This window comes from Nostoc sp. DSM 114167 (assembly GCF_052692655.1).
This window is the reverse complement of the sequence record NZ_CP195116.1, coordinates 8,351,656-8,363,920: the sequence shown is the minus strand read 5'-3', so window position 1 is coordinate 8,363,920 and position 12,265 is coordinate 8,351,656. Positions and strand designations below refer to the sequence as shown.

The 12,265-nt window shown below is 38.7% G+C and carries 9 protein-coding genes and 3 pseudogenes; 7 read left to right on the top strand and 5 right to left on the bottom strand.

The window, feature by feature from the left end:
• Window positions 1-3: 3 nt before the first annotated feature.
• The 4 genes and pseudogenes from NSTC731_RS35320 to NSTC731_RS35305 all read left to right on the top strand — a co-directional run.
• Window positions 4-1,338: a cytochrome P450 gene (locus NSTC731_RS35320; protein WP_445629002.1), complete on the top strand. Its 1,335-nt coding sequence runs from the start codon at window positions 4-6 to the stop codon at window positions 1,336-1,338.
• Between the two features lie 18 nt (window positions 1,339-1,356).
• Entirely contained in the window at window positions 1,357-2,733 is a 1,377-nt protein-coding gene (locus tag NSTC731_RS35315; RefSeq protein WP_445629001.1) for an MATE family efflux transporter, read from the top strand.
• Window positions 2,734-2,815: 82 nt separating this feature from the next.
• Window positions 2,816-3,841 (top strand): methyltransferase, encoded by a 1,026-nt coding sequence (locus NSTC731_RS35310; RefSeq protein WP_445629000.1) that lies wholly within the window; start codon window positions 2,816-2,818, stop codon window positions 3,839-3,841.
• Between the two features lie 54 nt (window positions 3,842-3,895).
• Window positions 3,896-4,000: pseudogene (locus NSTC731_RS35305) on the top strand (IS5/IS1182 family transposase); the annotation flags it as partial.
• A gap of 79 nt (window positions 4,001-4,079) precedes the next feature.
• Here the strand turns inward: NSTC731_RS35305 and NSTC731_RS35300 are convergent.
• Window positions 4,080-4,425: pseudogene (locus NSTC731_RS35300) on the bottom strand (hypothetical protein); the annotation flags it as partial.
• Between the two features lie 5 nt (window positions 4,426-4,430).
• Here NSTC731_RS35300 and NSTC731_RS35295 point away from each other — a divergent pair.
• The 3 genes and pseudogenes from NSTC731_RS35295 to NSTC731_RS35285 form a co-directional block, all read left to right on the top strand.
• Window positions 4,431-4,628, top strand: a pseudogene (locus NSTC731_RS35295) (IS66 family transposase); the annotation flags it as partial.
• A gap of 189 nt (window positions 4,629-4,817) precedes the next feature.
• Window positions 4,818-6,040 (top strand): ISAzo13 family transposase gene (locus tag NSTC731_RS35290; RefSeq protein WP_445632172.1). Its coding sequence is split into 2 segments (ribosomal slippage): window positions 4,818-5,298 and window positions 5,298-6,040, totalling 1,224 coding nucleotides; the frame shifts between segments, so codons are not numbered across the junction.
• 565 nt (window positions 6,041-6,605) lie between these two features.
• On the top strand, window positions 6,606-6,983 hold the full coding sequence (locus tag NSTC731_RS35285) for a DUF1636 family protein (protein ID WP_322711383.1): 378 nt from the start codon (window positions 6,606-6,608) through the stop codon (window positions 6,981-6,983).
• Between the two features lie 162 nt (window positions 6,984-7,145).
• Here the strand turns inward: NSTC731_RS35285 and NSTC731_RS35280 are convergent, their stop codons facing one another.
• Genes NSTC731_RS35280 through NSTC731_RS35265 form a run of 4 tightly spaced genes read right to left on the bottom strand, consistent with a single transcriptional unit; the run spans window position 7,146 to window position 11,923 of the window.
• Entirely contained in the window at window positions 7,146-8,957 is a 1,812-nt protein-coding gene (locus NSTC731_RS35280) for an ABC transporter ATP-binding protein (RefSeq protein WP_445628999.1), read from the bottom strand.
• A gap of 60 nt (window positions 8,958-9,017) precedes the next feature.
• Window positions 9,018-9,836: an ABC transporter ATP-binding protein gene (locus NSTC731_RS35275; protein ID WP_445628998.1), complete on the bottom strand. Its 819-nt coding sequence runs from the start codon at window positions 9,834-9,836 to the stop codon at window positions 9,018-9,020.
• A gap of 18 nt (window positions 9,837-9,854) precedes the next feature.
• Window positions 9,855-10,895 (bottom strand): FecCD family ABC transporter permease, encoded by a 1,041-nt coding sequence (locus NSTC731_RS35270; protein ID WP_445628997.1) that lies wholly within the window; start codon window positions 10,893-10,895, stop codon window positions 9,855-9,857.
• On the bottom strand, window positions 10,892-11,923 hold the full coding sequence (locus NSTC731_RS35265) for a FecCD family ABC transporter permease (protein WP_445628996.1): 1,032 nt from the start codon (window positions 11,921-11,923) through the stop codon (window positions 10,892-10,894). The genes NSTC731_RS35270 and NSTC731_RS35265 overlap by 4 nt, the downstream gene beginning before the upstream one ends.
• Window positions 11,924-12,265: the final 342 nt, after the last annotated feature.

Below are 12,265 nucleotides of genomic sequence, written 5' to 3'. Positions count from 1 at the left end.
CCAATGAAACTACCTGATGGACCAAAAACTTCTCCCCGATTACTCAATCAATTTGAGACCGATCCTCTTGCCTTCATGGATGCTATGGGCGATCGCTATGGCGACATTTTCACTATTATGGCTGATTCAATACCTCTAGTAATAATCAGCAACCCAGAAGGGATGAAGCAGATTTTTACTAATGCAAAAGAGATTACAGCTTCTGGTAAGTTGAATCAAGGTGGAGAATCAATTGTCGGCAAGTATGGGTTGCTTGCACTAGATGGGTTGCGTCACAGAAATCGCCGTAAGTTGTTGATGTCACCTATGCGCGAAACCCAGACACAAGAATATGGACAGCATATTTGTAGAGTAACAGAAAAAGTAATGAATCAACTGACTTTAGGTAAATCTTTTTTTGCTTACCCCACTATGCAAAAGATTACCTTAGAAGTAGTTTTGCCATCATTATTTGGATTACATCAAGGAGAGCGTTACGAACAATTTCGACAACTGTTTTCTAATTTAATAAGTTACGCTCGGTCTCGCTGGTTAGATATATCTCTGTCCTACCCTTTTCTCAAAAGGGATTTGGGTCGCTGGAGTCCTTGGGGATACTGGCTTCACTTACAACGGCAATTTGACAAACTACTCTACATCGAAATTGAAGAGCGCCACCAACAAGTAAATCTTTTGCGTACCGATGTATTATCAGAACTGGTCTTGGCTTGCGATGAAATGGGTCAACCAATGACCTATGAATATATACGAGATTTGTTTCCATCATTGCTATTTGGTGGTCAAGATGCGTCAGCTACTGCTATAAGTTGGTCTTTGTACTGGATTCATAGTGTACCTGGTATTCGCGATCGCTTATTAGAAGAACTTGACACTCTTGGTGAATCCCTAGAACCTGCGAAGATTCTCGCATTACCTTACTTAAATGCTGTTTGTAATGAATCCCTACGAATTTATCCAACTCAGGTTGTGACATTTCCACGACTTGTAGAATCACCAATTGAAGTCATGGACTACAAATTAGACCCAGGAACCGTAGTAAGAGGATGTATATACTTGACTCATCAACGAGAAGATTTATATCCACAACCAAAGCAATTCAGACCAGAGCGCTTTCTAGAAAAAGAATATTCTCCTTATGAGTTTCTACCATTTGGTGGTGGCGCTCGTCGCTGTCCAGGTGAGCTACTAGCACTTTTTGAAATGAAACTGGTATTAGCAACAATTCTCTCACGCTATCAATTAGCGTTAGCACATAAAAGAGTAGAGAAACCTAAAGCTAGGGGCGTTAACTATCCTCCTGCTAGTGGCTTGAAGATGGTAATGCTTGGGTCACGGTAATAAGTAAATCAATTAAAAATGACTTCAAAAAATCAATCTAAAATAAAAAATGAGATACTTCAAGGTAACATCTTAAAACTGATGTTAAAGTTATCAGCTCCTGGCATTATAGTAATGCTGCTGATTAATATGAATGCTTTTATTGATGCTCTATTTGCTGGGCAGTTTATCGGAGAAACAGCAATTGCTGGCATATCTTTAGCTCTACCACTTACTGCTATCATTGATGGTTTTGCTTACTTAGTTGGAACAGGTTCAGCTTCTGTACTGAGCCGAGCTATTGGTGCTGGAGATATAAAAACTCAGTCCAAAATATTTGGCAATTTAATTATAATGGGTATTTTTATATCATTTTTTATTACTATAATTGGCTACAGTTTTAGTGAAGAATTAATTAAACTAATGGGAGGAAGTGGTCAAGTAGCTTTTGCCGGTTCTGAATATTTTAAAACTTATATACTAGGCTCAGTATTTTATATTTTAGCAGTAGCTTCCAACCAACTTATTAAGTCAGAAGGTAAAGTTAGATTAGCTATGATTTTTGCAGGTATTTATGTCATTATTAATATAATTTTAAATCCTATATTTGTTGTAGTTTTTCATTGGGGTATCCGAGGAATTTCTCTTGCTACCGTTATTGCTATGATAGTATTTTGCATAATAAACTTTATATATTTCTTATCTGGTAAAAGTTCTATTCCAGTTAATCCTAGAAAGCTTGCTCTAGCAATAAATTTACTTCCGGGAATTTTATCAGTGGGAATGTCAGCACTACTCGCTAATGTTATGGAATTAGTTCAAAATTTTGTTGTTTTTAAATCTATCTCTTATTATGGAACAAATAGTGATATTGCTTTCTATGGAGCAACTATAAGATTAACTTTATTAGCATTCATTCCTTTAAATGGATTTGTTCAAGCATTACAACCAATGATTGGCATAAATTATGGAGCTAGAAATTACGATAGAATAAAAAAAGCTTATTTTACTTTTAGTATTTGTGCGACTGCTTTGGCTGTATTATTTTGGTTACCAATGCAATTATCACCAGAAACATTTCTAAGTTGGCTATTGCCAAATTCGACTTTCACAAACAATGATTTACTCAATTTTCGCGTTTTGAGTTTATTAATACCAACAATAGCTTTTGTTCCCTTTGGTTCAGTTTTATTTCAGTCTATAGGAAAGGGTAAAACTGTTTCTATAATAATTATTTTAAACAATATAGTTTTATTTATTCCATTAGTGGTAATTCTATCAAAATTACTAGGTGTAAATGGTGTATATTATGGAATAGTTCTAACAGATTTTTTACTTATGATTGTTGCCCTTTTGTTAACATTTATTGAATTCAAAAAAATGACGATAAATCATCTAAAAGATAATCCTTATTAGACTATTTATAAAGATTCAATTGTATTGATTTTAAATTGTAGTTCTCACACATCCATATATATTCATTATAAAGGCCAAAAAAATGAATCCAAATAATACAGACCTTCAAATCAGCCCAATGGAATGGGTACATGCTTACTGGGTTTCACAGTGTGTCTATGTCGCCGCTAAATTTGGTATTGCTGATTTGCTTAAGGATGGTTCTCAACATTGCGATACTTTAGCTGCTGCAACAAATACACATAGTGATTCTCTATATCGAGTTTTACGGGCACTCGCCAGTATCGGAATTTTTGCTGAGACACAAACTCGATGCTTTGAGCTAACACCGTTGGCAGATTGCTTGCAAAGCAACGTTCCTGACTCAATTCGTGCTACAGCTATTTTGCGAGGTGAAGAACACTACTATAAATCCTGGGGAAATTTGATGTATAGCGTACAGACAGGGAAAAGTGCCTTTGAAGATTTGTACGGTATGGATTTGTTTAAGTACAACGAGCAAAATCTTAGCCGAGGAGAAATATTTGATCGGGCTATGTCTTCGTCAAAAGACGAATATGCCCCATTAATAGAAGCTTATGATTTTTCGTCAATTGACAAGCTAATTGATATTGGTGGTGGTAATGGTAGTTTACTCACTGCTATCCTCCAAGCTTATCCCACAATAAAAGGAGTGTTGTTTGACCATCCAGATGTGATTGACAGAGCTAATAATTTGCTCGAGACAACAGTTGTGAATGATCGCTGTCAATTAATAGGGGGAAATTTCTTTGATTCTGTCCCAGCAGGAGGAGATGCCTACTTGCTCAAGAATGTTCTTCATAATTGGGATGATAAGCGTGCAAAAGATATTCTTAGGCGCTGTCATAATGCCATGAAAGAACAAGGACGACTATTAGTAATAGACTTCATAATTCCTGCTGGCAATGAGTTTTCTACAGGTAAGTTTATGGACGTAAATATGTTGGTGATGTGCCCTGGTGGACGCGATCGTACTGAAGCTGAGTTTGAAGATTTATTTAAATCAGCAGGTTTCAAACTTACTAAAATTTATCCAACACAATCGGATGTTAGTATTATTGAAGGAGTTAAAATAGATATCAATTAATAATGAAGAATGCTGAGTTAAAAGTGCTGAGTTCTGTGTTGAAAGACAACCCATGTGTATGGTGAAGGATAATGGAAAGTTCGCACACATGGGGTAGGTAAACGACGGACGTGGCGGAAGTTGCATTTGGGAGTCGATCGAGGAAGCGGAGAGATTTTGGCTCTGACTTTTCCCGTTAAGTCTCTCTAGCAAGCTTCCACCCCTCACAGAGGTCGTGTAATTTTAACCAACCTCGCTACAGTACCTGGATATCAATAGGCGTTTTATGTCGATGTTCCAAGTAACCCCCTAAACGAGCGATGCCTACGGTGGTCACTGAAGCTCACTCGAAGTGCGGGCTTCTCTACGAGACGCTTCGCGAACGCCAACGCTTCAACAGCCCAACTAACTGTTAACACCTTGGGTTATCTGGGAGATTTAGCTTTCAAAACGCAAAATTGAAGGGGATTGAGAATTTCAATGGCTGGTGCTAAAGGCTGGGTACGATGTAGGTAAGTCAATTGCAAAAGTTCTACAGCAATCACGCTCAAGAAACCAATCAAAGCCTTCATAACATCAGCAGCAAGTCTGTATCGTTCTACTTGACAAAGCGGTAGCGCAACTAGTAGAACGTCCCATAGAAATAGTTGAGTATCAACGCCATACCTGTATATGTGATTGTGGCAATTTACAAACAGCCGCCTGGCCACAAGACATTATTCCAGGACAAGATTTAGGAACGTCGTTACAGGCATTTTTAGGGTGGGCAAATAATTATGCACATATGCCCTATAAAAAACATATGGATTCACCTTATGGAGCATTTCCTATTTCCCTAGAGGAATTAAGGGACTTCCAAAAAATAAAACATCCCATTTAAGATAATGATAATCATTTTAGGGGGGGGAGAAAGCGGCAGCCGATGGCTGCCGCTTTCTCCCCTCCTTTTTGTAGTAAATTCAGTAATGATGAATTTTTGGGTGCAGCAGAGGTGTCTATAGTATTAACTTCTTCACTGAAACAACTATTAAAACAAACAGCATCTCAATTAAAAGGTGCTGCAAAACGTAAGTTTATAGCGTCAACAGTCCAAGGTTTGGGTGTAGGTGGACAGAGACTTGCAGAATCGGAATTAGGATGGAATCGAGGTACTATCCGTAAAGGGATGAAAGAATTAACTAGTGGTGTTACCTGTATTGACAATATGAGCGCAAAAGGTCGCTATAAAGCAGAATTACATTTACCAAATCTCCTAGAAGATATCAAAAATTTAGTAGATTCCCAAAGCCAGACAGACCCAACTTTTAAAAGTCAAAGACTATATACTCGTCTCTGTGCTACCGAAGTGAGAAAGCAATTAATAGAAAAGTATGATTATAGGAATGAAGATTTACCTACGTCAGAAACGATTCGTCTGAAACTGAACCTCTTAGGCTATAACTTGAGACGAGTAGCTAAAGTTCAACCTCAAAAAAAATTCCCCAAACCGACGCAATCTTTGAGCAACTAGATATAGTAAATCAAAATGCATCTTCTGACGGAAGTGTCTTGCGTCTGTCGCTGGATGGAAAAGCTCGCGTCAAAATTAGCTCATTTGACCGAGGAGGTAAAAGCCGGGCTAAGGTCGAAGCTGATGACCATGATTATCATCCTAAAACAACCGTAACTCCTTATGGGATATTCCTTCCAGAGCTTGATGAACTTTTTTTATATTTTACGGAATCGAAAGTTACAAGCGATTTTATAGTTGATATTTTAGAGGATTTTTGGATGAGTGAGAAACATCGTTTTTCTCACGTTGAAACATTACTGCTCAATCAAGATAATGGGCCAGAGAATAGTTCTCGACGCACCCAGTTTATGAAACGTATAGTAGAGTTTGCCCAGAAATACTCATTGAATATACGTTTAGCTTACTATCCGCCTTACCATAGCAAATATAATCCCATAGAAAGAACATGGGCAGTATTAGAAAATCATTGGAACGGCAGCATCTTAGATGAAATAGAAACGGCTTTAAACTTGGCTGCTAGTATGACATGGAAGGGTAAACATCCAATTGTTAAGTTAGTTACTCAAACTTACGCCACCGGAGTGAAACTCACAAAAAAAGCTATGTCGGAAATTGAGAAACAAATTGAGCGTTTGACTCATTCTCAAAACGAATTTTTTCCCAATCTGGGTAATTGGTTTATTGATATTAATTTTGCCAAAACGTAAGTTATAAATAGTAATTTACAGCTTTATAGTCTTAAATAAACATAACTTCACTTTGCGGCTTGCTCGTGCGAGTGTAGATTTTTTCATGCTTACAAAGGGGGGAAGAGAGCGGCAGCCGACGGCTGCCGCTCTCTTCCCCTTAATAATGATTATCATTATTGATTAACTGCCAAAAGATTAATTTTTGGGACAATTTATTCTTTGGAAGTCCCTTAGAAAAAGCAGATGGCGATATTTTATTTGTGACAACTTATTCAAGGGGTGACAATCAATAGACCTCTTGCAAAAGTGTTTTTTGCAAGAGGTGGGAAAAGGGAAAAGGTTAAAGGGGAAAGCGAAAATAACATACCTTTCCCCCTTTCCCCTTCCCCTTTTACCGACTTCTGCAAGAAGTCTAATTTCTTGAAGATAAACAACGAGAGCCACTTTGGAAAACCCTTAAAGCTGTTCAAGAGAATCATGTTTATTATGTTGATTTTATGTCATGGGCTGCGACAAATATGCTTGGAACTGATGCAGTAATTGATGATCTCTTTAAATATCTCGTCAACACCCCTGAATCCAAATGACCAAACACACGCTATTAGTCTGCAAGTCTTGTCACCGTTCATCTGAAGAACGACCAGAAAATCCGCCTTTTGATGGTGCTATTTTAATTGATCGACTAAACACTTTATGTGTCGAACAATTTCCGTCTGATGAAATTAAAATTCAGCCTGTTGGATGTTTATGGGCTTGTAGTAAAGGCTGTGTTGTATCTGTATCAAGCCATAACAAAGCCACCTATCTTTTTCTTAATCTTACCCCAGAAGATAGCCCAGCAGCATTATTAGAATTTATGCAACTGTATATCAAGAGCCGTAAAGGAGTTTTAGCATGGGAACAGCTTCCTGAGCTTTTACAGTCTGCGATTTTCGCGCAAATTCCGCCTGTAAAATCATAGCTTTGGTAATACAGCACTTCCTGCTGTTATGAAGTACAGTCTCTGTGCATCCACACTCCCTGGTTTTAGACCCTTTCAGCACTAAATACGTACCTCACAATAGCAGGAACTGCTGTATATGTTTTTGCGATCGGGATAAATATCACTTTGACACCCTACTTTTTATTTCATCCTTGACTGCACGTTCCATAAACCAGCATAAATCCCATTTTTCTCTAACAATTGTTCGTGTGTTCCCGATTCCACTAATTCTCCATATTCCATCACATAAATACAATCAGCGTTGCGGATAGTGGAAAGACGATGGGCTATGGCTATCGTCGTTCGATTTACAGTAATCCGTTCCAAAGAACGCTGAATAGCAGCTTCAGTTTCATTATCTACTGCTGAGGTAGCTTCATCTAAAATCAAAATTGGTGGATTCTTTAGAACAGCCCTAGCGATCGCAATTCTTTGGCGTTGTCCACCAGATAATTTTTGACCCCGTTCTCCGACTATTGTCTCATAACCTTGGGGTAGGCGGATAATAAAATCATCAGCTTCGGCAATTTTCGCAGCTGCAATTATTTGTTCGTCGGTAGCATCGAAAGTACCATAGGCAATATTTTCAGCAATAGTACCATGAAATAAAAATACGTCTTGGCTGACCAAACCAATACTGCGACGCAAATCATCCAGATTTAATTTTTGGATATTAATACCATCAATAGCGATCGCTCCAGAAGAAATATCATACAATCGCAATAATAATTTAACTAAAGTGCTTTTACCAGAACCTGTAGAACCAACAATAGCGATCGTTTTACCTGCGGGTATATGTAAAGATAGTTTTTTAATTACTGGCTCTCTATTGTGATAAGCAAAAGTAACTTCTTTAAAGTCTATTTCACCACGCACTTGCTCAATAGGTAAAGATTTCTCTCCCGCCGTAATGTTGATAGGAGTATCTAATAAATCCATGACCCGCTTGGTAGAAGCCATTGACCTTTGATATTTGTCAAATATTTCTCCTAATTCTACGAAGGGCCACAACAATCTCTGTACTAAAACGAGTAAAACACTGTAATTACCAATAGATATCTTACCAGCATACGTTGCCATTCCTCCCCAAAATAATAAAGCTGTAAACCCTGCTAAAACTAGCATTCTAATTAAGGGCACAAATGCAGCAGAAAGTTTAATTGCTTTGGCATTACTTTTTCTATATGCTTCGCTTTCTCCTGCCAGTCTAGCGCTTTCATAATTTTGAGCAGTAAAACTTTTAATTGTGGTAATACCACTGATATTATTTGCTAGCCGTGAGTTTAGAAAGCTTACCCTTTCTCGCACTTCAGCATAACGAGCTTCCAGAAGCTTTTGATATGTAAAGGAACCCCAAATAATAAATGGTATTGGCAACATTGCTACCAAAGTTATAGATACAGGTAAAATTAAAAAACTACCACCAATTAAAATAATAATTGAGGCGATTATACTAATAATTTGATTGGCTCCAAAATTTAAAAAATCTTCTAGTTGGTTGATGTCATCATTCAGAATTGACATTAAACCACCAGTGCTACTTTCTTCAAAGTAAGCTGAATCTAATTCTTGTACATGATTGTAAGCATCCAAGCGTAAATTATGCTGAATGTTTTGGGCTAAATTACGCCAAATTTTATTATACGCATACTCAGAAATTGATTCTAGTATCCAGACAATAATAGTGATAAATGAAAGCAATAAAAATTGCCAAAATACATCTTTTACACCCAACTTGGCAAATACAGAATTTTGCTTTTCCACGAGAATATCTACTGCAATACCAACTAACCACGGTGGTGCTAAATCTAAAATTGTATTGATGATAGAACATGATGTTGCCTGCCAAACTTGTTGACGATATTGGCTACCATAGTTGAGCAAACGTTGTAAAGGTTGGGCTGAGTTTGTTCGATTTTTAGATACTTTAGAAGATTTTGATGTGATTGTCACGACTGTTTATAATTTGTACTTATGTGATTGATGAGAGCAATATCTCTAGTAGAAATCGAATTAGGAATTTAAGTAAATTTGTTTATTATTTACTTTTCCCTTGCGTCCTATCGGTACACACATTGGCGTCTCTACCACTGGATCAGGAATAATCCGACACTCCAACCCAAAAACCTCTTGAACCATTTCTTGAGTCATCACTCGCTTTGGTTCCCCAGCAGCAAAAATTCGACCATCTTTGACTGCAACTAAGTAATCAGCATAACGACACGCTTGATTTAAATCATGCAGTACCATCACAATTGTCCGTCTCTGATTTTGGTTTAACTCATACAACAAATCCAAAATTTCTATCTGGTGCGCCAAATCTAAAAAAGTAGTCGGTTCATCTAAAAGTAAAATATCTGTATCTTGCGCCAACGCCATTGCAATCCAAGCTCTTTGTCGTTGTCCACCAGACAAAGTATCTAATGCTCTATTTGCCAATTCCAACAAATCTGTAATTAAGAGTGCCTGCTGCACGATTTTTTCATCTTTTACTGACCACTGCTGTAACCAATTTTGATAAGGATAACGTCCTTGTGCTACTAAATCTTGCACTGTTAACCCTTCCGGTGCTACTGGTCCTTGGGGCAAAATACCTAACTGCTGTGCTACTTCTTTGGTAGAAAGATTAAAAATAGACGTTCCATCAAGATAGACTGTACCGCCACGGGGTTGAAGCAATCTTGCCAGACCTCGTAACAAAGTTGATTTCCCACAACCATTAGCACCAACTAAAGCACTAATTTGTCCAGCCGGGATTGCCAAATTTAGGTCACGGATAATCAGCGCCCCATCATAAGCTAAAGACAGACTTTTAGTTGAGAGTCCTTTCATAGGTGATATTTACCAGCTTTATTTTTTGCGATTACGAATTAATAAATAAAGAAAATAAGGAGCGCCAATAGCAGCAGTTACAATCCCACAAGGAAGTTCGATAGGTGCAAATAGTGTTCTTCCTAGCAAGTCTGCCATCACAACAATCACTCCCCCCAAAAGTGCGGAAGTAGGAATCAAGCCTTCATGGGTTGCACCTACCAACTGTCGTCCTAAATGGGGTGCGATTAAACCAATAAAACCAATATTTCCGGCGGTGGCGACTCCTGCACCTGCTAAGGCTACACCTACCAGTACGAGTAAACCACGTTGCCATTCCACTTGACTACCTAAACTTTTGGCAACATCATCTCCTAAATTAAGAGCGTTCAAATGCCTTGCTAGTGTCAAAGCCATTGGCACAAAAATAATTAACCAAGGTAACAAAGAAAAGACTTGCTCCCAAGTCCGGCCGTAGACGCTCCCAGCTAACCAAACCAAAGCATTGCTAACATCATAAATTTCTCCAAAGGTAATCATCAAGCTGGTTATGGCACTAGCGATCGCAGACAAGCCAACACCCATTAAAATTAGTAAAATCGGAGAACTACCGTTATTCCAAGCCAGCGAGTAAATTAAAATCGCCATCAGCAATGCACCAGCAAAGGCTGATAGAGGTAAGGTATAAATCGGTGCTGATGGATATAGTATAATTACTGTAACTGCCGCCAAACTCGCCCCAGCATTGATGCCGATAATACCTGGGTCAGCCAATGGATTGCGTGTCAATCCTTGGAAGATAGTGCCAGAAATTGCCAGCGCCACTCCCACCATAAAAGCTACAAGGGTGCGGGGTAAACGCAGATTCTGAATCACGAATACATGGTCTGGGTTTCCTGTATCTAAACCCAATATAGTTTTCACGATATCCAAAGGCGAGATTGGATATTCACCCCGCCCTATATTCATCACCATCGCCACTGCGATCGCTACTGCCAAACATAACAGTATGACTGGTACACGTCGGTCGGTGCGGAAAGATATCGCTTGGGAACGAATGACTAGCCAATCAAAACTCATTTTTTCACCTTTGACTTAGCTAGATAGACAAAAAAAGGAGCGCCAACTATTGCTGTCATTACACCTACAGGTAACTCCTGTGGTTTAAACAATATACGGGCAGCAATATCTGCAACCAACAGTAAAATAGCACCCAAAACTGCACAATAAGGTAATATCCAACGATAATCGGCTTTAATGTAAAATCTCACTATATGGGGAACGACTAAACCAATGAAGCCGATTGGCCCTGCAAGGGCAACGGAACTTCCTGCTAGTAAAACTACGCTGATAGCGGTAAATATTTTGATCCAAGCTGTCTGTTGGCCCAAGCCTTTAGCGACATCTTCACCTAGACTCATAGTGGTAATTTGTCTGCCGAGGGTAAAAGCTAATACTAATCCCATACTGATGAAAGGCAGTAGTAGTAAGAATAAATTAAAATCTCGACCAGATAATGAACCAGCTAACCAAAATCTCACTTGTTCGAGTGTTTGTTGACTGACAATGAGGATACCAGTGGTGAAGGAAGAAATCAGAGCAGTTAACGCCGCTCCCGCTACCGTCAAATTCAGTGGGGTGGCTCCTCCCCGTCCTAGAGAACCAAGAATGTAAACTAACACTGCTGTTAATCCCGCACCCAAAAAGGCCACAAGAGCGTAAATACTTGGGGATGAACTGCCAAAAACAAAAGTTGACACCACGATAAACAGGGCGGCTCCTGACTCAATACCTAAAATACCTGGGTCTGCTAAGGGGTTTCGTGTCAAACCCTGCATCAATGCTCCCGATACAGCAAGGGCTGAACCTACAACAATAGCAATTAGCGATCGCGGTAATCTCACGGTCTGAATAACTAAGCGATCGTAGTCACCATCAGAGGTTATAAAAGATGTCAAAATTTTGTCTAAAGGTATTTCTATTGCACCTAGCGTCACACTGTACACCAAGCAAATTAGCAGTATACATAGCCCTAAAACCAGACCAAATAAGGCTGATGTTTGTGGCTGTTTCAATCCTCTAGGTGACACTGTAGTCGCTTTTATCATGATCCTGCCGTAATTTGAAAATATTACGCTCTGCTTGGCTAGTGGTTTGCCAACCCAAAAATGCGCTTGTGAGGGCGGGGTAAAGGGCAAGGGGTAAAGGGTAAGGGATTTAAAACCTTTCCCCTTTCCCCTTTCCCCCGCCAAGTGAACTTGGCGAACTACTAGTTGTTTTTTCAATAAATAATATCAATATTTCACAGTATTTCAATCATCGAATTGATAATCTTTCTTGATAAATATATAGATTACATGATTGTGTAGCCTTTTAGCCATTTTTTAAACGGAATAAAGGATACTGTTACAATTTTGATATTCTTTCTCAAGAAAATGCGATTGTTAGAT